The following is a 23,219-nucleotide window of genomic DNA, read 5'->3' as shown; positions in this document are numbered from 1 at the left end:
CCTGGAGGGGTGCGTGAAGCGAAACTGGGAAGCCCTGGTGCTCAAGGCGATGGGGGGCCGCGACTTCCGGCTGACGGTGCTCGGCACCGAGGCCGTCGGCGAGCACTACCGCCGGCTGCGGGTGGACGGCGGCGGGCTGCTGGAGGCGTGCGGCGTGCACCCCACCATGTGGGTCCGGCTGTGGTTCGACAACGACGGCAGGTCGCACCAGCGCGCGTACACCCTTGTCGACCCGGACCCGGAGACCGGCCGGTTCGACCTGGAGTTCGCCATCCACGACGGGTGCGCCGCCCGCTGGGCCGCCGCCGCGCAGGTCGGCGACACCATCGACGCCACCGTGCAGGGCACCACGTTCAGCCTGCCGGACCCCGCCCCGCGGCACCTGTACCTGATCGGCGACGCCGCCTCGCTTCCGGCGGTGAACAGCCTGCTCGCCGCGGCCCCGGACGTCCCGGCGACGGTCTGGCTGGAGTATGCCCACGAGGGCGAGAAGGAGCTGGCGCCGCGTGCCCAGGCCGGGCACGACGTCACCTGGGTGCCGCGCCGCGACGAGGGCCAGCACCTGGTCGAGACCGTCTGCGCGGCCCTGCCCGCCGCCGAGGACGCCCACTACTGGGTGGCCTGCGAGGCGGCCAGCACGCGCGGCATCACCAGGCACGTACGGCGGAACCTGGGCGTCGGCAAGCACCAGCTCACCTCGCTCGCCTACTGGAGCGCCAGGTGAGAGGTCGGCTCGGTACCCTCACCGCGCTCTACGTCACGCAGTACCTCGGCATCGGCTTCATCACCGTCGGGCTGACCGCCATCCTGCGCGACGGCGGCACCTCCCTCGACACGCTGGCGCTGCTCCAGTTCGTCGGCCTGGTCTGGCCGGTCAAGTTCCTCTGGGCGCCGCTCCTCGACCGGTACGGCTCCCGCCACCGCGGCCACTACCGGTCGTGGCTGCTGGCGCTTCAGGGTGGCCTGGTGCTGGCCCTACTGGCCCTGCTGCCGTTCGACCGCCCGGCCGGGCAGCTCGGCCCGGTCGTCGCGATCTGCGTCGCGTACGTGTTCCTCTCCGCGACGCAGGACATCGCCGTCGACGCCGTCGCCGTCCGGCTGTTGTCCGAGCGGTCGCGGGGGACCGGAAACGGCATCCAGGTCGCCGCGAGCTACGTCGGCAACCTGCTCGGTGGCGGCGCCTGCGTGGTCGTCTACGACCGGTTCGGCTGGGTGCCCGCGATCCTGCTGCTCGCCGGGCTGACCGCCGTCGGCCTGCTGGTGGTGTGGCGGTTCCGGGAGCCGGAGCGCACCGACCGGGTCGCCAGCGCCGGGCAGGCCTACCGGGCGCTGTTGTCCGTGCTCGGTCAGCCCGGCTGTCGCCGGTGGACCTTCGGCGTGGTGCCGCTGGTCTACGTCGGAGCCGGCGCGACGTACGCCCTCGTGACGCCGGCGCTGGTCGACGCTGGCTGGTCGCTGGCGCGGGTCGGTGTGGTGACCGGCGTGGTGACCAGCCTGCCGGCCATCGTGGCCGGTCTGGTCGCCGGGGCGGCGATCGGCCGGCTCGGGCGCGGCCGGGTGCTCGTCGCCGGGGGAGTGGCGCTCGCGTTGTCCACGGCGATGCTGCTGCCGTTGATGAACGGCCGGGCCCCGCTCGGCGGCACGGTCGCCGCCCTCTGCTGCTTCATGGCCGCCTACACGATCGCCAACGTCGTGCTCTACACGGTCAACATGGACTACTCCCGGCCCGGCACGGGCGGCACGGACTTCACGGTGCTGTCCTCGTTCGGGCTGGTCTGCTCGTTCGTGGCGGCCGCCGTCGCGCTGGCCGCAGCCGACGCGTTCGGCTACCCCACGGTCGCGGTGGCCTCGGTCGTCCTGGTGGCGCTCGGCGTCCTGCTGGGCCTCGGGCACCAGCGGCGGTTCCGGCGTCCGTCCGATGTGCTGCCGGGCGGGCGGAAGTTGGCGGAGGTGCCCGGCTGAGCGACCTCGTTCACACCCGGGGCAGCGATGTTGACAGATCCTTAGGTTAGGGTAACCTAATCTAGCTCGATCACGGACTGCGGGCGGATGGTCACGTCCCGACGTCCCCGCCCCACCGTCCACTCCCGACCGTTGAGGACCCGCATGAGCCTGCCCGGATCCACCGTCCAGGTGCCTTCGACCGGGGTGACCCCCGGGTCCGACGGCGCCCGCGCCCACCTGTTCACCGCCGGCACGGTCGAGGACTACCGGCGCGTGCTGGCCGCCGGGGTCGGCCGGGTGGCGGCCCGGGTGGCCGAGGTGGACCGGCCCTTCACGGGCGTGACACCGGACGAGCTGGCGCCGCGGATCGCCGGCATCGACCTGGACCGCCCGCTGGGCGACAGCGACGCCGCGCTCGACGAGCTCCACGACGTCTACCTGCGCGACGCCGTCTACTTCCACCACCCCCGTTACCTCGCGCACCTCAACTGCCCGGTGGTGATCCCCGCGCTGCTCGCCGAGGCCGTGCTCAGCGCCGTCAACTCCTCGTTGGACACCTGGGACCAGAGCGCCGGCGGCACGCTGATCGAGCGCCGGATCGTCGACTGGACCGCCGACCGGATCGGCCTGGGACCGGCCGCCGACGGCATCTTCACCAGCGGCGGAACCCAGTCCAACCTCCAGGCGATGCTGCTGGCCCGCGAGGAGACCTGCGCGAACCTCGTCGGGCGGGCGACGGAGCGGCAGTCCCGCCCGGAGCTGCTGTCCCGGCTGCGCATCATCACCTCGGCGGCCGGCCACTTCAGCGTGCAGAAGGCGGCCAAGCTGCTCGGTTTCGGCGCCGACGCGGTGGTCACCGTGCCCACCGACGCCGACCGACGGATGCGGACCTCCGACCTGGCCCGGGAGATCGCCCGGTGTCGGGAGGACGGGCTGGTGGTGATGGCCGTGGTCGCCACCGCCGGCACCACCGACTTCGGCACCATCGACCCGCTGCCGCAGATCGCCGACATCTGCGCGGCGGCCGGCGTCTGGCTGCACGTCGACGCCGCGTACGGCTGCGGGCTGCTGGTGTCGCCGACCCGGCGGCACCTGCTCGACGGCATCGAGCGGGCCGACTCGGTCACCGTCGACTACCACAAGTCGTTCTTCCAGCCGGTCAGCTCCAGCGCCCTGCTGGTGCGCGACCGGCGCGTGCTGCGGCACGCCACCTGGCACGCCGACTACCTCAACCCGGCCCGGATGGTCGAGCAGCGGATCCCCAACCAGGTCGACAAGAGCATCCAGACCACCCGCCGCTTCGATGCCCTCAAGCTCTGGCTGACCCTGCGGATCATGGGGCCGGACGCGATCGGCGCGCTCTTCGACGAGGTGGTCGACCGGGCCGCCGGCGCCTGGCAGATGCTCACCGAGGACCCCCGCTTCGAGGTGGTGACCCGGTCGCAGCTGAGCACCGTGGTCTTCCGCTACCTGCCTACCGCCGCCGGCCGGGAGGTCGTCGACGACGCCAACCTGTACGCCCGCGACGCGCTGGCGGCCTCCGGCGCCGGCCTCGTCGCCGGCACCAAGGTCGACGGCGCGCACTACCTCAAGTTCACCCTGCTCAACCCCGAGACCACGCTGGACGACATCGCCCACGTCCTCGACCTCATCGCCGAACACGCCGGCTGGTACGCGCAGACCAGGGCCACCGCCGAGCTGTCCTGCCCGGTCGGCTGACGATCCGCCCCCCGCTCTGGAGAACCACATGTCGACGCACGACTTCATCGCTGTCGGGCTGGGCCCGTACAACCTGGGCCTGGCCTGCCTGACCGAGCCGATCGACGAGCTCGACGGGCTCTTCCTGGAGGCGCGGGACAACTTCAGCTGGCATCCCGGGATGCTGCTGGAGGCGACCCGGCTCCAGACGCCGTTCATCGCCGACCTGGTCACGCTCGCCGACCCGACCTCGCCGTACTCCTTCCTCAGCTATCTGAAGGAGTCCGGGCGGCTGTACCCGTTCTACATCCGGGAGAGCTTCTTCCCGTTGCGCAGCGAGTACGACGACTACTGCCGTTGGGCGGCCGGCAAGCTGCGCGGCGTCCGGTTCGGACAGCGGGTCACCGACGTCGGGTTCGACCCGGCCGACGAGCACTACACGGTGCGGGTCACGGTGACCGCCACGGGGGAGTCGGTCACCTACCGGGCCCGGCACCTGGTGCTCGGCACCGGCACCCCGCCGTACGTGCCGGACGCCTGCGCGGGGCTCGGCGGCGACGTGATCCACAACTCGCGGTACCTGGAGCACCGGGCGGCGCTGCGCGCGAAGCGGAGCATCACGGTGGTCGGCAGTGGACAGAGCGCGGCCGAGATCTACCACGACCTGCTGGGCGACATCGACGCCGGCGGCTACCAGCTCAACTGGGTGACCCGCTCGCCCCGGTTCTTCCCCCTCGAATACACCAAGCTCACCCTGGAGATGACCTCGCCGGACTACATGGACTACTTCCACGCCCTGCCGGAGCCCACCCGCTACCGGCTGGAGTCCGAGCAGAAGGGCCTGTTCAAGGGCATCAACGCCGACCTGATCAACGAGATCTACGACCTGCTCTACGCCAGGAGCATCTCCGGTCCGGTCCGCACCCGGCTGCTGACCAACACCACGCTGACCACCGCCGCCTACGACGAGCCGAGCGGGACGTACACGCTGGGCCTGCGCAACGTCGAGCAGGAACGCGACTTCACGCTGGACACCGAGGGGCTGGTGCTGGCCACCGGCTACCACTACCGGGTCCCGGAGTTCCTGGCGCCGGTGCGGGACCGGATCCGCTGGGACGCGCACGGGCGCTTCGACGTGGCCCGCAACTACAGCATCGACCACACCGGGCGGGGCATCTTCCTCCAGAACGCCGGCACCCACACGCACAGCATCACCTCGCCCGACCTGGGCATGGGCCCTTACCGCAACTCGTGGATCATCCGCGAGATGCTGGGTCGCGAGCACTACCCGATCGAGAAGGGCATCGCCTTCCAGGAGTTCGGCGTGCCGGCCGGGGCCGGCTCGTGACCGAGGTGGTCCACCGTCGGGTCGACGACCGGCTCGGCGAATTCGCCCTGCGTACCCTCGACCCGGACGGCGACGCCGCGCTGCTGCACCGCTGGGTGACCCACCCGAAGGCGGCGTTCTGGCTGATGCAGGACGCCGACGTGGCCCAGGTCGCCGACGAGTACCGGCGGATCGCCGCGCACCCGCACCACGACGCGTTCCTCGGCCTACACGAGGGCCGGCCGGCGTTCCTCGCCGAGCGGTACGACCCCGCCCACGTCGAACTCGTCGGCCTGCACGACGCGGCCGACGGCGACGTCGGCATGCACTTCCTCTGCGCGCCCGCCGACGAGCCGGTGCACGGCTTCACCCTTGCGGTGATCACCACCGTGATGGCGTGGCTCTTCGCCGACCCGGCCACCCGGCGGGTCGTCGTGGAGCCGGACGTGCACAACACCGCGGTGCACGCGCTCAACGCGGCCGTCGGCTTCACCGTCGTCGGCCCGATCCGCAAGCCCGAGAAGGACGCGCTGCTCAGCGTCTGCACCCGTGACCAGTTCCACGCCGCAACCCGAGGAGACGTGCCCGCGTGAACCCGCTCGCATCCGTGGCCCACCTGACGCCCGCGAACTGGGCCCACGCCAACCGGCTGCTGGTCCGCAAGGCGCTGGCCGAGTTCGCCCACGAGCGTCTCCTCGCGCCCGAGCCCGTCCCCGCCGACCCGGCCGGTGAGCCCGTCCCCGCCAACCCGGACGGTGAGCCCGCTACCGCCGGCCCGGCCAAGGGGGAGCGGCGGTACCAGGTCCGCGGCGACGACGGCGAGGTCGTCTACCGGTTCACCGCGAGCCTGCTGGCCCTCGACCACTGGCGGATCGACGCCGACAGCATCACCCGCCACCGTGGCGACACCGACCTGCCGCTGGACGCCCTGGAGTTCTGCCTCGACCTGCGGGGCGCGCTCGGCCTCACCGACCAGATCCTCCCCGTCTATCTGGAGGAGATCAGCGCCACCCTGGCCAGCACCGCGTACAAGCTCGACAAGCCGGCGGTAAGCGCCGCCGAGCTTGCCGGCGCGGACTTCCAGGCCATCGAGACCGGCATGACCGAGGGCCATCCGGGCTTCGTCGCGAACAACGGGCGGATCGGCTTCGGCATCCACGAATACCACGGGTACGCCCCGGAGGCCGGCAACCCGGTACGGCTGATCTGGCTGGCCGCGCACCGCGACCGGACGACCTTCACCTGCGCCGCCGACCTCGACTACGACACGCTGATCCGCGCCGAACTCGGCGACGACGTCCTCGCCGGGTTCGCGGAGACCCTGACCGGGCTCGGCGTCGACCCGGCCGACTACCTGCTCATCCCGGTGCACCCGTGGCAGTGGTGGAACAAGATCTCCGTCACCTTCGCCGCCGAGGTGGCGCAGCACCGGCTGGTGTGCCTCGGCCCCGGCCCCGACGAGTACCTCGCCCAGCAGTCCATCCGCACCTTCTTCAACGTCACCGACCCGTCCCGGCACTACGTCAAGACGGCCCTGTCCGTGCTGAACATGGGCTTCATGCGGGGGCTGTCGGCCGCGTACATGGAGGCCACCCCGGCCATCAACGACTGGCTGGCCGACCTCATCGACGGCGACGAGGTTCTCAAGCGCACCGGGCTGACGATCATCCGCGAGCGGGCCGCCGTCGGCTACCGGCACCTGGAGTACGAGGCGGCCACCGACCGGTACTCCCCGTACCGGAAGATGCTGGCCGCACTGTGGCGGGAGAGCCCGGTGCCCGCCCTGGAGCCGGGCCGGCGACTGGCCACCATGGCGTCGCTGCTGCACACCGACCGCGACGGCCGCTCGTTCGCCGCAGCGCTGATCGCGGAGTCGGGGCTGGCTCCGAGGGTGTGGCTGCGCCGCTACCTCGACGCCTACCTCACCCCGCTGCTGCACAGCTTCTACGCCCACGACCTGGCCTTCATGCCACACGGCGAGAACGTCATCCTCGTCCTCGACGGCGGTACGGTCGAACGGGCGATCTTCAAGGACATCGCCGAGGAGATCGTGGTGATGGACCCGGACGCCGACCTGCCCCCGCAGGTCCGGCGGGTCAGGGCCGAGGTGCCGGAGGACATGAAGCTGCTGTCCATCTTCACCGACGTCTTCGACTGCTTCCTGCGCTACCTCAGCGCCATTCTCGTCACCGAGAGTGTCCTGGACGAGGACGCCTTCTGGCGGACGGTCGCCGAGTGCGCGGCCGACTACGCCGACAGCGTCCCGCACCTCGCCGATCGGCTGCGGCGCTACGACCTTTTCGCCCCGGAGTTCGCGCTGTCCTGCCTGAACCGGCTCCAGCTGCGCAACAACCAGCAGATGGTCGACCTCGCCGACCCGTCGGCCGCGTTGCAACTGGTCGGCACCCTGACCAACCCGCTCGCCCGCTTCGCCCCGCCCCGATGACGACCGCGGCGATCGAGCCTCCCGCCGGGGCACCGGCCGACGGCGCGGACACCCGGGTGCCGGGTCGGTGGCTGATCCTCGCCGTGCTCTGCCTCGCCCAGGTCACCGTGGTGCTCGACAACACGGTGCTGACCGTGGCGATCCCGGTGCTCACGACGGAGTTGGCCGCCAGCACCGCCGACGTGCAGTGGATGATCAACGCGTACGCGCTGGTCCAGTGCGGACTGCTGCTCAGCGCCGGCAGCGCCGCCGACCGGTATGGCCGCCGCCGGATGCTGCTGGCCGGCCTCGTGCTGTTCGGGCTCGGATCGTTGGCCGCCGGGCTCGCCCAGTCCGGCGGTCAGCTGATCGCGGCCCGTGCCGGCATGGGGATCGGCGGGGCGCTCCTGGTCACCGCCACCCTGGCGGTGGCGATGCAGGTCTTCGACGATGCCGAGCGGTCCCGGGCGATCGGCCTCTGGGCGGCGGCGAGCGCACTGGGGTTCGCGGCCGGGCCGCCCTTCGGTGGGCTCGTCCTCGCCCACCTCCCGTGGGGAGCGATCTTCCTGGTCAATGTCCCGATCGTGCTGGTCTGCCTGGTGGCGGCGTGGGTGCTGGTGCCGGAGTCACGCCAGCCGGCCGGTGGCCGCCTCGACCTGGGCGGGGTGCTGCTCTCCACGGCCGGCCTGACCGGGGTCGTCTACGCGATCATCGCCGGGCCGGAGCACGGCTGGCTGGCCACCCCGGTCCTCGGCGCGGCGGTCGCCGGGGTGCTCCTGCTCGCCGCCTTCGTGGTCTGGGAACGGCGGACAGCCGACCCCATGCTGGACATGCACTTCTTCCGCAACCCCCGTTTCGTGGGCGCGGTCTCCGGGGTCGTCCTGATCACCTTCGGCGCCACCGGTGCACTGTTCCTGCTGACCCAGCACCTGCAGTTCGTACGCGGCTACCCGGCCTGGGAGGCGGGGCTGCGAATGATGCCGTTCGCGCTCTCCATCGTCCTGCTCAACGTGGGCGGCGTCGCCGCACGGGTGATCCGCCGGCTCGGGCTGGCCTGGTCGATCGCCCTCGGCATGACGCTGCTCGCCGGCGGTCTCACCCTGATCACCCACGCCCCGTCGGACGGCTACGGGGTGCTGCTGCCGGGTCTGCTGGTGATGGGCGCCGGCTGCGCCGTCGCCAACCCGGCCATCGTCGAGGCCGTGATGAGCGCGATCCCGCCGGAGAAGGCCGGGGCCGGTGCGGGGGTGGACGGCACCATGACGGAGGTCGGCAGCAGCCTCGGCATCGCCGTGCTGGGCGCGATCCTCAACGCCCGGTTCGCCGCCCTGCTGCCCGCCGCCCTGGCCGGCGCCGGATCGTTCCCCGCCGCGCTGGCCGCCGCGCGGAGCGAGTCGGAGCGAGCGATCGTCTCCGACTCGTTCCGCTCCGCCCTGGAGACCGGTCAGACGGTCGGCGCCCTGGCGGTCTTCGCGGGCGGTTGTGTCGCCGCCGCGCTGCTGCTCCGGGCCGAGCGGGCCGACTGACGACGACCCGCACCCGGTTCCTCCTCCCGAGCCAAGGTCGTCGTCACGCCCGGCGGGCCGGCATCGGGAGGGGCGGGGTCGGCGTCAGCCCCGGCGGAGCGTCCGCAGCGCGCCGGCCCAGGTGACCACCTCGTCGAGCATGGTGCCGAGGGCCTGCTCGTGGTGTGCCGCCGGCCGGAAGTCGCGGAAGTTGACGAAGTCGGTCATCAGGGAGAGCGCGACCTGGGACCGGACGTCGGCCACCCCGAGCTGCCCGAGCACCAGCCGCAGGTGCTCCGCCGCCCGGGTGCCGCCGTGCACGCCGTAGCTGACGAAGCCGGCGGACGCGTGCTGCCACTCCTGGAAGAGGAAGTCGACGGCGTCCTTCAGCGCGCCCGGGATCGAGTGGTTGTACTCCGGGGTGACGAAGACGAAGCCGTCGAACCCGGCGACGGTCGACGCCCACCGGCGTACGGCGGGACGCCTCGACGGCGCCATCGACGGCGGCAGCACCTCGTCGAAGTGCGGCAGTTCGTAGTCGGCGATGTCGACCAGCTCGACCGTGGCGTCGTTCCGCTTGGCGGCGACGTCGGTCACCCAACGGGCCACGGCGTCGGCCTTGCGGCCGGGCCGCGTGCTGCCGACGATGACACCAATCCTGACCATGGTTGATCTCCTCTAGGGGGTGGGGATGGGATGTACGGTGGACGGCGCTTCGGTCAGACTGCGGGCCAGCTCCACCGCGCCGTGCAGGGACGACAACGCGCCGAGGGCGGCGGCCCGCACCGGCGGCGCCGGCCGCCCGGGCCGGCCGGCGGAGCGCGCCCGCTCGGCGACGAGCGGGACGAAGCCGGGCAGCCCGGCGGCGAACCCGCCGCCGACGACCACCAGCGTCGGGTCCAGCAGCTCGCCGAGGCTGACCACCGCCGCCGCCAGCGCCCGGCAGCTCGCGTCGACCGCCGCCACCGCCCAGGGCAGGCCCCCGTCCAGCCCCGCCCGCAGGTCGTCGAAACTCACCTCGGCGCCCCGACCGGCACCCGCCCGGCGCAGGGTGGCCGGGCCGGACGCGATCGACTGGAGGCAGCCGCGCCGGCCGCAGTCGCAGGGCTCGCCGTCGAGGGCGACGACCATGTGTCCGACCTCGGCGGAGGAGCGGCCGGGCACCGACCGCCCCGCCAGCACCACGCCGCCACCGATCCCGGTGCCGACGCCCAGATAGACCACGTCGTCCCGGCCGGCGTGCCGGGCCTCGGCCAGCGCGGCGAGGTCGCCGTCGTCGGCGACCGCGGTCACCGCGTCGGGGAAGATACGGCGCAGCGCGCCGGCGAAATCCAGGCCTGCCCAGCCCGGCCGGCCGGGCCACGTCGTGACGGTGCCCGCCGGGTCCGTGGTCGCCGGCATCGCCACCCCGACCGCGCCGACCGGCCCCCACTCGTCGCGCAGCCGGTCCACCTCGGCGGCCAGGGCGGCCAGGTCGGCGGCCGGGTCGGCACCGCGTGGCCAGCGGAAGATCCGGTCGTACGCCGGGCGCCCGCCCGCCTCGGCGCGTAGCGCCACCTTGGTACCGCCGACGTCGACGCCCAGCACGCCGTCGCGCCACTGCGGACCAGGCACGCCGGCCTCAGCCCTGCTGCACGTGCAGGACCACGAGCGCCACGGTGGCCACGGCGAAGATCACCGGCGTCAGGGTCATTCCGGCCGGGTCCTTCGCGCGGGCGTGGTAGACCGCCGCACCCGCCATCTGCAGGGTGAGACCGATCGCCGCCGCGATGCCCAGCGGCGGCCAGAGCAGGCCGAGCAGCAACCCGGCGACTGCGGCGATCTCCAGCACCCCGAGCAGGCGGGTCAGCCCGGTGGAGACGCCGAGGTGGTCCATCCGTTCGCGCATCTGCGTCTGCCCGGTGAGCTTCGGTACGGCGGTGCCCAGGAACACCGCGGCGAGGATGAGGGTCAGGACGAGGATGGGAATGCGCACGTGAGGTCCTTCGGGAAGAGGCGGAGGGTGCGGACGACCATACCGGTGCCGGATCGACTCCCACGGAGCCGGACGGTGACGTGGTGGGTCGTCATCGGACGGTCGCGACGAGGGCTCGGGCGGCCAACCGATACCCCAGCGCCCCGAGCCCAGCGATGAGACCGCTGGCCAGCGGGGCGATCACCGAGTCGTGGCGGAAACTCTCCCGGGCCCAGACGTTGGACAGGTGCACCTCGATGAAGGGCCGGGGATAGTTGGCCAGCGCGTCGCGCAGGCTCCAGCCCGCGATCATCAGCGCGCCCGGGTTGACGATGGCACCCACGGTGTCGTAGTTGTTCTGGATCGCGCGGATCAGCGCGCCCTCGCAGTCGTGCTGCTCGGCCACCACCCGCCAACCCCGGGCGGCGACCTCCTCGCCGACCGCCCGTTCGATGTCGTCCAGGGTGTCGGTGCCGTAGATCTCCGGCTCCCGTTGGCCGAGGATGCCCAGGTTCGGGCCGTTCAACAGCAGCACGTCCGGCACGCTTCACCTCGCGGGGCGCGGTCCTGTCGCGGCAGGACCGATGACTGGTCCACCGCAGTCTTACTACGCCTACGGCGTCGGGCGACCCGGCGGCGGCCGTGGCACGGGCGGACTAAGGGGTGGCTAGGGGCTGTTAGGGGCGGTGACCGTGTGTCCGCTTCGGTTACCGTCCTCCCTGCTGAAGCGATGCCGCCGGCTCCAACCGGTGCGTCACCTACCTCGAACCGGCCATCCGACGCCCCGGTGCGCCCGGACCGCGTACCGGCGGTCCCGGGCCGTCCCGCCCGATGGTCCGGCGAAGCCCCTGGTCTGCCCGAGTTGGGAAGTGGGAAGTCATGAGTGGTCAGCCCTCGACGGTGCCGGAGTTCCCCGCGTGGCCGCAGTTCGGCGACGAGGAGCGCGCCGGCCTGATCCGCGCCCTCGAGCAGGGCCAGTGGTGGCGGATGGGTGGCAGCGAGGTCGACTCCTTCGAAGCGGAGTTCGGGGCGTACCACGGCACGCCGCACGCGCTCGCCGTCACCAACGGCACGCACGCGCTGGAGGTGGCCCTGGAGGTGCTCGGCGTCGGTCCGGGCACCGAGGTCATCGTGCCGGCCTTCACGTTCATCTCGTCCTCGCTGGCGGCGCAGCGCCTCGGTGCGGTCGCCGTGCCGGTCGACGTCGACCTGGACACCTACTGCATCGACCCGGCCGCCGTCGAGGCCGCGATCACCCCCCGTACCAGGGTCATCATGCCGGTGCACATGGCCGGCCAGTTCGCCGACATGGACGCACTGGACAAGCTCGCCGCCGACGCCGGGGTGGCGCTGCTCCAGGACGCCGCGCACGCCCACGGCGCGCAGTGGCAGGGCAAGCGGGCCGGGGCGCTCGGCTCGGTGGCCGCGTTCAGCTTCCAGAACGGCAAGCTGATGACCGCCGGTGAGGGCGGGGCGGTGCTCTTCCCCGACGAGGAGCTGCGCGAGCGGGCGTTCCTCGTGCACAGCTGCGGTCGCCCCCGCACCGACCGGGACTACCTGCACAGCACCACCGGCTCGAACTACCGGATGGGTGAGTTCACCGCCGCCGTGCTGCGCGCCCAACTGGCCCGCCTCGATGAGCAGATCGCGCTGCGCGAGCAGCGCTGGCCGCTGCTGTCGAGCCTGCTCGCCGAGATCCCCGGCGTCGTCCCGCAGTCCGCCGACCCCCGGACCGACCGCAACCCGCACTACATGGCGATGTTCCGCGTCCCCGGCATGGACGTCGCGCGCCGCCGCGAGGTCGTGGACGCCCTCATCGCCCGGGGCGTGCCGGCGTTCGTGGCGTTCCGAGCGATCTACCGCTGCGACGGCTTCTGGAAGGCCGGCGCGCCCGACGAGTCGGTCGAGTCGGTCGCCGCCCGCTGCCCCAACACCGAGCTGATCCACTCCGACTGCATCTGGCTGCACCACCGCACGCTGCTCGGCACCGAGCAGCAGATGCACGACATCGCCGCCGTGCTGGCCGACATCCTCGCCGGATGACGGCCCTGCCCCCGGCCGCCGCGCCCGACCGGCCGGTACGGGTCGCGGTGGCCGGCCTCGGGTGGGCCGGGCGCGAGATCTGGCTGCCCCGGCTCGCCGCGCATCCGGGCTTCGAGGTGACCGCCCTGGTCGACCCGCAACCGGCCGTCCGGGACGCCGCCCGCGACACCCACGCGGTGCCCTTCGCGTACGCCGACGTCGACGACCTGCCCGTCGGCGCGGTCGACCTGGTGGTGGTGGCCGTCCCCAACCACCTGCACGCGACCGTCGCCGCCCGGCTGCTGCGCCGGGGTGTGCCGGTGTTCCTGGAGAAGCCGGTCTGCCTCACCTCCGCCGAGGCGGAGGTGCTCGCCGACGCGGAACGTGACGGCAGGTCGTTGCTGCTGGCCGGCAGTGCCGCCCGGTGGCGCGCCGACATCCGGGCGCTGGCCGAGGCGGCCGACGAGCTGGGCCCGATCCGGCACGTCGACGTGGCCTGGGTCCGCGCCCGGGGCGTGCCCGACGCGGGCGGCTGGTTCACCCGCCGCGACCTCTCCGGCGGGGGTGCGCTGGTGGACCTCGGCTGGCACCTGCTCGACACGGTGCTGCCGATGCTCGGCCCGACCCGGGTCACCCACGCCATCGGCAGCGTCTCCGACGACTTCGTCAACGACAGCGCCGCGCACGCCGCCTGGCGCAGCGATGCCGGCACCGGTGGCCGCGCCCGCGGGGACGTCGAGGACACCGCCCGGGGTTTCCTGCTCACCGCCGACGGGGCGTCGGTCGCCCTGCACGCCTGCTGGGCCTCGCACGAGTCGCTGGACCGCACCACCATCACCGTGCACGGCGCCACCGGGTCGGCGACGCTGCGCTGCACGTTCGGGTTCAGCCCCAACCGGGAGCCGACGCCGGTGCTGACCCGCACCCGCGACGGCGAGACCGTCCGGCTGCCGCTGCCCGAGGAGCCGATCGGCGTCGAGTACGACCGCCAACTCGACGCCCTCCCCGGGCTGCTCGCCGACCCGACACGCCGGGGCGCGGCCGTCGCCGAGACGCGCCGGACCATCGACATCATCGAACGGATCTACCAGTCCGCCCGGCCCACCGAGCCGGAGCGGCAGCACGTGCTGGCGGGCCATCGCGACCGGTGAGAACCACCGTCGACCTCACTCGCTTCCGGGAGCAGCCATGAGCCATCCACCAGCCACCGTCGAGGTGACCCCGCAGTCGCCGGCCCGTGGTCCGATCCGCGCGGTCGTGTTCGACCTCGACGGCGTCATCGTCGACAGCTCCGCCGTCATGCGGGAGGCGTTCAGCATCGCGTACGCCGAGGTGGTGGGCGACGGTCCGGCGCCGTTCGAGGAGTACAACCGGCACATGGGCCGGTACTTCCCGGACATCATGCGGCTGATGGGCCTGCCGCTGGCGATGGAGGAGCCCTTCGTCCGGGAGAGCTACCGGATGGCGCACCTGGTGCCGCTCTTCCCCGGCGTACGCGAGACCCTGGAGGCCCTGCACGCGCGCGGCATCCGGATGGCGGTTGCCACCGGCAAGGCCGGCCCCCGGGCCCGTTCGCTGCTCGACCAGCTCGGCGTGCTCTACCTCTTCGACCAGGTGATCGGCTCCGACGAGGTGGCCCGCCCCAAGCCCGCCCCGGACATCGTGCTCCAGGCGCTGGGCCACCTCGACGTGCCGCCGCACGAGGCCATGATGGTCGGCGACGCGGTGATCGACCTGCTCAGCGGCCGGGACGCCGGAGCGACCTCGGTCGCCACCACCTGGCACGGCGGGGACGTCGCCGCGCTGCTCGCAGCCGGCCCGGACCTGGTCATCCACGCCCCGACCGAGCTGCTCGCGCACTGCCCGGCGGCCCTCGTCCACTGACCCGCACCGGGGAGCCCGACTATTCGCCGGCCTGCCCGTCGATGCTCTCGCGCAGCAGATCGAGGTGGCCGCAGTGACGCGCGGTCTCCTGGACCATGTGCGCCAGCGCGTACCGCAGTGTGAAGGAAACGTCGGCGGCCCGGGCGCGGTCGTCGAGCGTCGCGCCCACAACGACCGCGGCGGACCGCGCGCACTCAGCCAGGTACGCCTCGACGATCTCAGCCAGCGAGTCCTCGGGGACGAGAGCGAACGCGCCGGGCTGGTCGTCGGTCCACGGCGGGGGCAGATCGTGGCCGGCGAAGTCGATGCTGAACCAGTACCGTTCCACCCCGGTCAGGTGCTTGACCAGCCCCGCGGGGGTGAGCCCGGACGCGGGCACCGGCCGGCCGAACGCCTGCTCGTCGGTGAGCCCGGCGACCTTGTTCACGACCGAGGCACGCAGGAAGTCGAGCAGGCCGGACAGGATCTCGCGCTCGCCGCCGTCCTCTGGAGGGCGGCTGCGGACCACGGGCGCGACGGATACATCGGTCATCGGGTCACCGTAGTGCCGGGCACCGACACTTTTCAGCCGCCGCCGCAACTGCTTGAGCCGCTGTCCCCACCGGCGTCCGCGCCCCATCTGTCCTGACTGGAGTGTGCTGCGAGTCAGCTATGGCCACGACGTCGGGGGTGGGCCAAATGCGCGACGACCGGCCCGCACAGCCAGAGTGGCGAGGGCAGCGTTGGCGCCACCACCAATCACAGCGCCGATACCGAACGGTGCCACCCGACCGAGAACGATGATTCCCTGCTTGGTCCCGTACTTCGTGATGAAGTGTCTCCCCAAGATCTTGTTGATTTGCTTCAACGTCTCGCCAGGCACCTTGGCGACAACCTGACGTGCCCAGTGTTGCCCCGTACGCTCGGCGACCTTAGTAATGGTGGCGGAGCCGGAGCCGCCGAGCATGATTCCCAGCACGATCGTTCGGCGGCGCTCGATCTCGTCGATGGGGACTCCGTGGACTTCGGCGATCGAGAGCGCGAAGAGGGCGCTCAGCTCAAGAGATGAGAAGGCCTCGCCGGCCGACAGTGCCAGTGCGACGCCCGTGCCGACGCCGGGCGCTGCTGCAGCTCCGCCAACTGCAGCACCCGTCCCGGTCAAGGCGCTGACGTACATCCGCTCCAGATTGCGGATTACCTCTGCTGGTGTCGCTTCTGGGTTCCGCTGACGGGCCCTGGCGATGTTCTTGCGCACCAGTGGGCCTTGGATGTCGATTGCCTTATGCAGGAGGTCGAGGACCTGCTGCCCACGTACGCCTGCTTCTGGAACCGGTCTGTCGTGGGCATCTGTTGCCATGCGTTGAACTCCTTAGGCCGTCTCGTCCCAGCTGAGTCTCAGATTCGATCAGCCGAGTGGACCTTGCGCCAGATGGCCGAACGGTGGACGCCATACTGGCTGTCGAGTTCGTTTGATTGAGAACGTTGACCGGGTGATCCACTGTTCTGGCGCGGCCGGCATGCCCCGACCGAGATCTGGGTTCGCGGTGAGCGGCAGGATCCGCCACGGTGCCGGCTGGCGGAGGATCTCCGCGCCGGACCTGTCGAGCTGATGTCGCAGACGATTCAGGGCCGTCTGGTCCCACACAATGGCGCCGGATGCCGTCTGATGTCGCAGACGACTCAGCTCGACGGCGTCGTACGACCCTTTCCACCCGCGGGGCCGGCCCGGCGGCCACCACCGCCCCACGGAACGCGGATTCCCCGTTCAAGGCTGCATGACGAGGCCCTAGGCCACGCTGTGGCACGCGGCATCGCCAGATCCCAGGCTACGTCCACAACCCACCGTGTGACAGTTCTTCCCCGCCCCCGGTCGCGGCACGTACGTGGGGTACACGATGTACCCGATGTGCGGTCCCTCGACCGGCTGTCCATCATTCAGGAGATCGCCACCGTGCTGCGGGTCGAGGTGCCAGCGCTTCTCGGTCGGGAGCTGCAACCGGCCGACGTCGGCCACCGGATGCTGGGCGTCGACCAGGTCCGGGCGACGTTGAGCACGTACGAGATCGCCCTGGCCCCGCCGGTGGCCGGAAGGGTCGTGGCGCCGGTCGAGCGGGTGGCGGGCATGGTCGCGCACGCCTGGACCACCTACCAGCACGCCCGGTACCCGAGCCTGACGGCCCTCGTGCCGGACCTTCTCGCCCACGCGCAGCGCGCCCATGCTCGGTACCCCGGTCCGGGGCGGGCTCCGCTGGTCGACGCCTACCGGGTCACCGCCGCACTGCTGGTCAAGCTCGGTGAGGCCGACCTGGCGTGGCTGGCGGCCGACCGGGCGATCGGCCCGCGTGGCGATGGTTGCCCGCCGAGCACCGGGCGGAGCATCTGATCAACGCGGCTCGTGCGTACCTTCAGGCCGACGATCCGGTGAGTGCCGGCCGAGCGCTGGTCGAGGCGGAGCGCACCGCACCCACCGAGATCCACCACCGCCCCGCCGCCCGGGAGGCCGTCGCCCAGGTCGCCCGGTATCCGGTGGCCCCGAGCAGGATCATCCAACTCGCGGCGACGCTGAGCGTGACCTGATCCGGATCGATTCTGACGGCGCAAGACGATACGACACGCCGAAGGCGAGTGACCTTCGTGCCGGCGGGGCGTGACACCATGCCTCTGTCGTCCGTCGCATCGACGCCGTTCGTCGGGCGGTCGGGTGCGGGCGGCCAGGGCGTCGTCCACCGGGGCAGGGACGGGTGGCTGATCTCGACGCCGCCAGCCGACACCCTGGAGGGACCAGATGGTTTCAGGTCGACCGACTGCCCGGCCGTGGCTGCCGTACACCGCAGCCATCGTGGCCGGATTCGCGGTCATCGCGGCGGCCTACCTGATCGTCCGGCCGGCAGCGGATGTCGGGTGCACGCCGCTGGAGGTCAGCTCGTCGATCGAGAAGGACGTGCTGCTCGGCGAGCTGGCAGAACGCTACAACAAGAGCGATCGGCGGTACGGCGACCGGTGCGCCGTGGTGACCGTACATGGCCTCGCCTCCGGTGCGTCGACGGAAGCGCTGGCCGGCGACTGGGCGGCCAAGCAGCCCAGCCTGCCACGGCCGCAGGTGTGGTTGCCGACGTCGACCCTCTGGACCGGGCAGCTGAGGTTGCTGGACGAGGCCGCCGGACGTCCGGCGCAGACCCCCGGCCAGTACCCGTCGATCGCGAACAGCCCGCTGGTCATCGCCATGCCGCAGCCGAAGGGAAAGGTGCTCCAACAGCAGGGCCCACTCGGCTGGGGTGAGATCCTGGGCTCGTCCGGGCGCACGGGCTGGGCCGCCTTCGGACGCCCCGAGTGGGGGCGGTTCACCTTCGGCAAGGTCAACCCGAACCTGTCCACCTCGGGGCTGGCGGCCACGATCGCGAGCTACTACGCGGCCATCAACCGGGCCAGCGACCTGACCGAGAACGACGTCGCGAATCCGGCGGTGACCCAGTTCGTCCGCCGCATCGAGGCCAACGTGTCCCACTACAGCGACGACATCGTGGATCTGCTGAAGGACCGCGCCGAGGCGGACCTGTCCGCCGCCGGCACGGCGACCCCGACGGACATGAGCGCGGTGGTGACGCAGGAGGAGTTGGTCTACCAGTACAACGAAGGGGAGCTGAGCCCGACCCGGGGCGAGAAGCCGAGGGTCCCGCTGGTCGCGATATATCCGAAGGAGGGCACGTTCAACCTGGACCACCCGTACGTGGTGCTTCCCTCGGCCAGCCCGGAGCAACGTGACGCCGCTGCCGACTTCCTGAAGTTCCTCCAGGAGTCGCCGCAGCAGCAGAGCCTCGGTCGGCACGGGTTCCGCGACCACGAGCGGAAGGCGTCCGACCCACTGGCCGCCTCCGTCGGCGGGGGCGGGGGCGGGGACCTCACCTACTTCGACCCGCCGGATCCCACCGTGGTCAAGGCGATCCTCACCGGCTGGGGCACACTGCGCAAGAAGGCGAACATTCTCGTGGCCGTCGACACGTCCGGTTCGATGAACGCGAAGATCGGTGACCTGACCAGGTTCCAGGTGGCGACCAGGGCCGCCGTCAAGGGCTTCGGCCTCTTGAACTCCGAGGACCAGGTGGCGCTCTGGTCGTTCTCGTCCGAGACCGGACAGCGGCCGAAGTCGCCGTACAGCGAGGAGGTCCGGCTGTCGGCCTTCAAGCCGGAGGTGCTCACCAAGGAGATCAACAATCTCCACGTCGAGGGCGGCACCGCGCTGTACGCCACCGTACGGGCGGCACACCGTCACATGCTCGATCGCTATGACCAGTCCCGGATCAACGCGGTGGTCGTCCTGACCGACGGCACAAACGAGTACAACAAGGACAACAATCTCGCCCGGCTGCTCAAAGATGTCGCGTTGGATCCGGACCGGCCGATCAAGATCTTCTGCGTCGCCTTTGACGAGAGGTCCGACTTCGCGACGCTGGACCGGATCGCCAAGGCATCCGCGGGCAAGGCGTTCGACGCCCGCGACCCGGCGAAGATCGACGACGCGTTCGTCAAGCTGGTCAGTAGCTTCTAGTGCCGGTCCGCGTCTGGCCCCGCAACTGACCGGGAGCAGGTGACCGCGCTTCAACAGGCCGTGCCCTGGTCGACGCCGACCGGACCGCGCCGGCCGGCGTGACGCTGGCCGGCCGGGGCGGCGTCCGGCGGGAGTCTCAGTGCGCCTGGTCGGCGCCCTCGGGCCCGGCTTCCAGAAAGCGCAGCATGCCGGTGGCCAGCATCTCGGCGACCGGGGTCGGTACCAGGTCGGTGCGGATGGTGACGCGTAGCAGGGCGTCCCCGTTACCGGGCAGCACCTCGGCGACACAGCCGCCCGACCACTCCCGGGCGTACGGGTCGACGACCTCCTCGGTCCGGCAGCCGGGCAACTCCAGCGGGAGGACGAGGTTGTCCTGGTAGGCGAAGGAGGGCAGGCTGTTGACCGCCTCGCGGGACATCCCGAGGGCCGGGTCGGTGGTCATCTCCAGGAACGAGACGTCCTGGGCGGCCATCAGTGCGTCCACGCTCTGCTGGACGGCCCGGATCAGGTTCTTCTCCGGCCCGTCGAACCGGACCCGGAGGCAGTTGGAGCTGATCCTGCTGGTGAAGGCGGAGTCGAGGATCCGGCTGCCGCGCTGCGCGACGATCATCAGCAGGGCGATGTCGTCCTGCTGGTGGATGGAGCGCAGCGCGGAGGCATAGGCGGCGGCGAAGTAGGTGGAGCGGCTGAACCGCTGTTCGCGGCCGGCCCGGTCCCAACGGTCCAACACGTCGGCAGAGACGGCGACGATGTGCCCGGTTTTGGGGCCCCAGGTCGGGGTCTGCTCCAGGAGTTCCTGGGGCCGGCCCTCGCCCTGGCGGGCGAGCCCGCGCAACTGCTCGCGCCAGTAGGCCCGCTGCGCGTCAAGGTTGGCGGCGTCGCGGAGCCGGGTGTACTCGTCGTACGACTGACGGAGGGTGGGCGCGGGTCGCGCCCACACCGGTGCCTCGCCGGACAGCCGTGCGGTGTAGGCGTGGCTGAGGTCGCGGACGAGGAGGGCGTGTGACCAGCCGTCGAAGGCGATGTGGTGGATGCCGATGCCGAACAGGACCCGGTTCGTGGACTTCTCCCGGATCAGGGCGGCCCGCCAGTTGCGGCCCTGGGTGTAGTCCAGCGGTTGCTGCACCGCCTCGGCGAGTTGGTCGAGCGCTTCCTGTTCGCTCGCGGCATCGGTGAGCAGCCGGAGCTGGGGCATGCCAGGGTTCGGCGGGATGATGGCCACGGGCGGGTCCACCCGCCGGTAGCGGGCGTACAACGCCTCGTGCCGCCGGTGCACGTCGCCGAGGGCGGCCATCAGCGCGCGCAGGTCCAACTCGCCCTCGACCCACCAGGTGGTCGGACAGACCAGCTCGAACGGGAGCACGAGACACTTGGCGACCGGCGGGGTCAGCGGGACGGGCCTGGTCGGGGTGGGGCGTCCGGTGACGGGCGGTTCCGGTTCGGATCTGGGACGGCGGGGTGCGGTGGTGAGCCAGTGGGCCAGGCCGTGCGGGGTGGGTGTGCGGTGGATCTGCGAGACGGGTACGACGACGTCGGCGGCCTCGTCGATGGCTGCGGCGACGGCGGCGGATTGCAGGGAGGTGCCGCCGAGGGCGAAGAAGCTGTCCTCGGTGCCGATGGGTTCGATGCCGAGCACGGTGGCGAAAATGCCGGTGACCAGGCTTTCCTCGTCGGTCGCGGCTTTGACGTAGGCCACGCCGAGGTCCGGGCGCTGCGAGCCTGGTTCCGGCAGCGCCCGCCGGTTGATCTTCCCGGTGCCGCCGACGGGGAACCGGTCGAGCACCATGATGACGGCCGGGACCATGTACGAGGGCAGCACGGTCGCGGCGTGTTCCCGTAGTTCGCTCACGGCCGGGGGCCGGCCGTCGCGGCCGGTCACGTAGCCGACCAGCCGGGCGACGCCTCGGTCCTCGCGGCGGACCACCACGGCCGTGCCGACGTCCGGGTGCTGTTCGAGGACGGCCTCGATCTCGCCGAGTTCGATGCGGATGCCGTTGACCTTGACCTGGTGGTCCATCCGGGCGAGGATCTCCAGCGCCCCGGAGGCGTTCCACCGGCCCAGGTCGCCGGTGCGGTAGGCGATCCCGCCGCCGTACGGGTCGGTGACGAATCGTTGCGCGGTCAGTTCGGGCCGATGGAGATAGCTGTCGGCGACCCCCGCGCCAGTGATGAGGATTTCGCCGGGGACACCCATGGGGACGAGGTTGAGTGCGGCGTCGACGACGCGGATCTGGCGGTTGGGCATGGGCCAGCCGATCGGCACGTACGCGCCACCCCAGCCGGCCTCGGCGTCGAACCACGTGCAGGCGACGGATGCCTCGGCAGGGCCGTAGGCGTTGATCAGGCGGGTGCCGGCGGCCATCCACCGTTGGGCCATCCGCGGCGGGACGGGTTCCCCGGCGAGGGTCACGCAGGACATGCTCGGGCAGTCGGCCGGGTCGACGGCGGCGAGGTTGGTGGGTGGGCAGAAAGCGTGGGTGGTCTGTTCCTTGGCGATCAGCTCCGTCAACCGGCGGGCGTCGAGCAGGTCGTCCCGCGAGCAGACCACGACGCGGGCGCCGGAGGTCAGCGCGGTGTAGATCTCGCCCAGGGCCACGTCGAAGACCGGGGCGCAGCTGTGCAGCATCCGGCTGTCCGGGCCGACCGCGCACTCGTCGCGCATCCAGGTGACGAAGTTCGTCAGCTTGTCGTGGGTCAGCACGACGCCCTTCGGCGTCCCGGTCGATCCCGACGTGTAGATCACGAACGCGGGCCAGGAAGCGTCCACCACCGGCAGGTCGATCGCCTCGGCTGCCTCCACGGCAGGCCAGTCGTCGTCCAGGGCGACCACCCGTACGCCGTCGGGCCGGGGGACGCGTGGGGCGACCTCACCGACGGTGAGCACGACCTGGGCGCCGTGGTCGGCCAGGAGCATCCGCATCCGCTCCGCCGGCCACGACACGTCCATCGGCGTGTAGGCCGCCCCCGCCCGCAGCACCGCCAGGGTGGCGACGAGGGTCCACATGCTGCGGTCCAGCGCCAGTGACACCACGTCCCCGTCGCCGACACCGGCGCAGCGCAGGTAGCGGGCCAGCAGTTCCGATCGGCGGGCCAGTTCTCCGTACGTGACGACCTCGCCGTCGGCGACGCCCGCGACCGCGTCCGGCGTCCGGCGTGCCCACTCCAGCACCAGTTCGTGGAGCGGCTCGCCCGGCACCGGGCGGTCCGGGCCCCGGCCCCACGCGAGCAGCCGATCCCGTTCGGCCGTGCCCAACAACGGCAACCCTGACAGCGGGACCCCGGGTTCCCGCACCCCGGCCGACAGCAGCGTCACGGTCTGGTCCAGCAGGCCCCGCACCCAGTCCGCGGAGAAGCCCTCCGCCGCGTGGTCCACCCGCAGCCCGGAACCGTCCGAGGCCACGGTCACCACCAGGTCGACGTCCACCACTTCCGGGCCCACCTCGGCCACCGGGCCGTCCACCAGGCCCACCACCACCGGACTCACCAGGCCCGCAGCCACCACCGGCGCGGCCCACGCCGCACCCACCTGGCTCACCAGCACACCGAACGCCGGATCGTCCGCCACACCCACCCGCACCACCGATCCACCCGAGGACAGGCCCAGCGCCACCTCCTCCTGGCCGGTGTACCGGGCCAGCACCCCGACGAGGCCCGCCAGCACCACCAACCCGGCCGGCTCCGGGCCCGCCAGGTCGGGCAACTCCAACGTGCGCATCTGAGACGCCGCCCGGGCCGGCCACACCAGCGGCCGCCGCAGGTCACCCATCAGGTCGAGGGCCTCGAAGTCGGCACCGGGCCCGGCGACACCCGCGGTCTGGGCCTGACCACCAACGAACCCGACAGACATGAGCCAACCTCCGATCAGGACCGCCACCTGTACGGGTACGGCGGTCAGTGGAACCAGGAACCTGTGGACGCGGCCTCGCGCACCCATG

General features: G+C 71.9%; 20 protein-coding genes. 13 read left to right on the top strand and 7 right to left on the bottom strand.

Annotated elements, in window-relative coordinates; all coding sequences use genetic code 11:
• Positions 1–13: 13 nt before the first annotated feature.
• The 7 genes from GA0070608_RS27655 to GA0070608_RS27625 all read left to right on the top strand — a co-directional run bounded on the left by GA0070608_RS27655 (position 14) and on the right by GA0070608_RS27625 (position 8,920).
• Positions 14–724 carry a siderophore-interacting protein gene (locus tag GA0070608_RS27655; protein WP_091631675.1) on the top strand — a complete coding sequence of 237 codons (711 nt, stop codon included), beginning with the start codon at positions 14–16 and terminating at the stop codon, positions 722–724.
• On the top strand, positions 721–1,962 hold the full coding sequence (locus GA0070608_RS27650; protein WP_091631671.1) for an MFS transporter: 1,242 nt from the start codon (positions 721–723) through the stop codon (positions 1,960–1,962). The genes GA0070608_RS27655 and GA0070608_RS27650 overlap by 4 nt, the downstream gene beginning before the upstream one ends.
• Before the next feature lie 144 nt (positions 1,963–2,106).
• Positions 2,107–3,663 (top strand): pyridoxal phosphate-dependent decarboxylase family protein, encoded by a 1,557-nt coding sequence (locus GA0070608_RS27645; RefSeq protein WP_091631667.1) that lies wholly within the window; start codon positions 2,107–2,109, stop codon positions 3,661–3,663.
• Positions 3,664–3,691: 28 nt separating this feature from the next.
• Positions 3,692–4,990 (top strand): lysine N(6)-hydroxylase/L-ornithine N(5)-oxygenase family protein, encoded by a 1,299-nt coding sequence (locus tag GA0070608_RS27640; protein ID WP_091631663.1) that lies wholly within the window; start codon positions 3,692–3,694, stop codon positions 4,988–4,990.
• 5 nt (positions 4,991–4,995) lie between these two features.
• Positions 4,996–5,562: a GNAT family N-acetyltransferase gene (locus GA0070608_RS27635; protein ID WP_091636327.1), complete on the top strand. Its 567-nt coding sequence runs from the start codon at positions 4,996–4,998 to the stop codon at positions 5,560–5,562.
• Positions 5,559–7,415: an IucA/IucC family protein gene (locus tag GA0070608_RS27630; protein ID WP_091631657.1), complete on the top strand. Its 1,857-nt coding sequence runs from the start codon at positions 5,559–5,561 to the stop codon at positions 7,413–7,415. The genes GA0070608_RS27635 and GA0070608_RS27630 overlap by 4 nt, the downstream gene beginning before the upstream one ends.
• Positions 7,412–8,920: an MFS transporter gene (locus GA0070608_RS27625; RefSeq protein ID WP_091631653.1), complete on the top strand. Its 1,509-nt coding sequence runs from the start codon at positions 7,412–7,414 to the stop codon at positions 8,918–8,920. The genes GA0070608_RS27630 and GA0070608_RS27625 overlap by 4 nt, the downstream gene beginning before the upstream one ends.
• Positions 8,921–9,004: 84 nt before the next feature.
• Here the strand turns inward: GA0070608_RS27625 and GA0070608_RS27620 are convergent, their stop codons facing one another.
• The 4 genes from GA0070608_RS27620 to GA0070608_RS27605 form a co-directional block, all read right to left on the bottom strand.
• Complete coding sequence (locus GA0070608_RS27620; RefSeq protein WP_091631649.1) at positions 9,005–9,565, bottom strand: NADPH-dependent FMN reductase; 561 nt, start codon at positions 9,563–9,565, stop codon at positions 9,005–9,007.
• Between the two features lie 12 nt (positions 9,566–9,577).
• A complete protein-coding gene (locus GA0070608_RS27615) occupies positions 9,578–10,513 on the bottom strand; it encodes an ROK family protein (RefSeq protein WP_091631645.1) in 936 nt (311 codons plus the stop codon).
• A 7-nt stretch (positions 10,514–10,520) separates the two neighbouring features.
• Positions 10,521–10,874 carry a DoxX family protein gene (locus tag GA0070608_RS27610; protein ID WP_091631641.1) on the bottom strand — a complete coding sequence of 118 codons (354 nt, stop codon included), beginning with the start codon at positions 10,872–10,874 and terminating at the stop codon, positions 10,521–10,523.
• A gap of 91 nt (positions 10,875–10,965) precedes the next feature.
• Positions 10,966–11,397, bottom strand: coding sequence for a type II 3-dehydroquinate dehydratase (locus GA0070608_RS27605; protein WP_091631639.1), 432 nt, complete (start codon positions 11,395–11,397; stop codon positions 10,966–10,968).
• 335 nt (positions 11,398–11,732) lie between these two features.
• On the opposite strand from GA0070608_RS27605, the gene GA0070608_RS27600 reads away from it, so the two are divergent.
• Genes GA0070608_RS27600 through GA0070608_RS27590 form a run of 3 tightly spaced genes read left to right on the top strand, consistent with a single transcriptional unit; the run spans position 11,733 to position 14,759 of the window.
• Positions 11,733–12,896 carry a DegT/DnrJ/EryC1/StrS family aminotransferase gene (locus GA0070608_RS27600; protein ID WP_091631636.1) on the top strand — a complete coding sequence of 388 codons (1,164 nt, stop codon included), beginning with the start codon at positions 11,733–11,735 and terminating at the stop codon, positions 12,894–12,896.
• The gene (locus tag GA0070608_RS27595) at positions 12,893–14,026 is read left to right on the top strand and encodes a Gfo/Idh/MocA family protein (RefSeq protein WP_091631632.1); all 1,134 of its coding nucleotides are present in this window, start codon (positions 12,893–12,895) and stop codon (positions 14,024–14,026) included. Before GA0070608_RS27600 ends, GA0070608_RS27595 begins: the two co-directional genes overlap by 4 nt.
• A gap of 37 nt (positions 14,027–14,063) precedes the next feature.
• The gene (locus GA0070608_RS27590; RefSeq protein ID WP_091631629.1) at positions 14,064–14,759 is read left to right on the top strand and encodes an HAD-IA family hydrolase; all 696 of its coding nucleotides are present in this window, start codon (positions 14,064–14,066) and stop codon (positions 14,757–14,759) included.
• A gap of 19 nt (positions 14,760–14,778) precedes the next feature.
• On the opposite strand, the gene GA0070608_RS27585 is transcribed toward GA0070608_RS27590, so the two are convergent.
• On the bottom strand, positions 14,779–15,291 hold the full coding sequence (locus tag GA0070608_RS27585) for a DinB family protein (protein ID WP_176733862.1): 513 nt from the start codon (positions 15,289–15,291) through the stop codon (positions 14,779–14,781).
• Positions 15,292–15,408: 117 nt separating this feature from the next.
• Entirely contained in the window at positions 15,409–16,095 is a 687-nt protein-coding gene (locus GA0070608_RS27580) for a hypothetical protein (protein ID WP_091631625.1), read from the bottom strand.
• Positions 16,096–16,644: 549 nt separating this feature from the next.
• Between GA0070608_RS27580 and GA0070608_RS27575 the strand changes: the two genes are divergently transcribed.
• The 3 genes from GA0070608_RS27575 to GA0070608_RS27565 all read left to right on the top strand — a co-directional run bounded on the left by GA0070608_RS27575 (position 16,645) and on the right by GA0070608_RS27565 (position 19,284).
• A complete protein-coding gene (locus GA0070608_RS27575) occupies positions 16,645–17,121 on the top strand; it encodes a hypothetical protein (protein WP_091631622.1) in 477 nt (158 codons plus the stop codon).
• A 38-nt stretch (positions 17,122–17,159) separates the two neighbouring features.
• A complete protein-coding gene (locus GA0070608_RS32875) occupies positions 17,160–17,315 on the top strand; it encodes a hypothetical protein (protein ID WP_176733861.1) in 156 nt (51 codons plus the stop codon).
• A 208-nt stretch (positions 17,316–17,523) separates the two neighbouring features.
• Entirely contained in the window at positions 17,524–19,284 is a 1,761-nt protein-coding gene (locus tag GA0070608_RS27565; RefSeq protein WP_091631613.1) for a vWA domain-containing protein, read from the top strand.
• A gap of 136 nt (positions 19,285–19,420) precedes the next feature.
• On the opposite strand, the gene GA0070608_RS27560 is transcribed toward GA0070608_RS27565, so the two are convergent.
• The gene (locus GA0070608_RS27560; RefSeq protein ID WP_091636318.1) at positions 19,421–23,131 is read right to left on the bottom strand and encodes a non-ribosomal peptide synthetase; all 3,711 of its coding nucleotides are present in this window, start codon (positions 23,129–23,131) and stop codon (positions 19,421–19,423) included.
• Positions 23,132–23,219: the final 88 nt, after the last annotated feature.

The sequence above is a fragment of the Micromonospora peucetia genome, assembly GCF_900091625.1.
Lineage (GTDB): Bacteria > Actinomycetota > Actinomycetes > Mycobacteriales > Micromonosporaceae > Micromonospora > Micromonospora peucetia.
Note: the sequence above shows the minus strand (reverse complement) of the source record. Positions and strands in the feature narration are given on the sequence as shown.

Bases quoted from the DNA above. Each gene is read 5' to 3' on its own strand.
- GA0070608_RS27645 (WP_091631667.1), top strand. From the start codon at position 2,107: ATGAGCCTGCCCGGATCCACCGTCCAGGTGCCTTCGACCGGGGTGACC.
- GA0070608_RS27640 (WP_091631663.1), top strand. From the start codon at position 3,692: ATGTCGACGCACGACTTCATCGCTGTCGGGCTGGGCCCGTACAACCTG.
- GA0070608_RS27625 (WP_091631653.1), top strand. From the start codon at position 7,412: ATGACGACCGCGGCGATCGAGCCTCCCGCCGGGGCACCGGCCGACGGC.
- GA0070608_RS27620 (WP_091631649.1), bottom strand. From the start codon at position 9,565: ATGGTCAGGATTGGTGTCATCGTCGGCAGCACGCGGCCCGGCCGCAAG.
- GA0070608_RS27600 (WP_091631636.1), top strand. From the start codon at position 11,733: ATGAGTGGTCAGCCCTCGACGGTGCCGGAGTTCCCCGCGTGGCCGCAG.
- GA0070608_RS27595 (WP_091631632.1), top strand. From the start codon at position 12,893: ATGACGGCCCTGCCCCCGGCCGCCGCGCCCGACCGGCCGGTACGGGTC.
- GA0070608_RS27590 (WP_091631629.1), top strand. From the start codon at position 14,064: ATGAGCCATCCACCAGCCACCGTCGAGGTGACCCCGCAGTCGCCGGCC.
- GA0070608_RS27585 (WP_176733862.1), bottom strand. From the start codon at position 15,291: ATGACCGATGTATCCGTCGCGCCCGTGGTCCGCAGCCGCCCTCCAGAG.
- GA0070608_RS27580 (WP_091631625.1), bottom strand. From the start codon at position 16,095: ATGGCAACAGATGCCCACGACAGACCGGTTCCAGAAGCAGGCGTACGT.
- GA0070608_RS27565 (WP_091631613.1), top strand. From the start codon at position 17,524: ATGGTTTCAGGTCGACCGACTGCCCGGCCGTGGCTGCCGTACACCGCA.
- GA0070608_RS27560 (WP_091636318.1), bottom strand. From the start codon at position 23,131: ATGTCTGTCGGGTTCGTTGGTGGTCAGGCCCAGACCGCGGGTGTCGCC.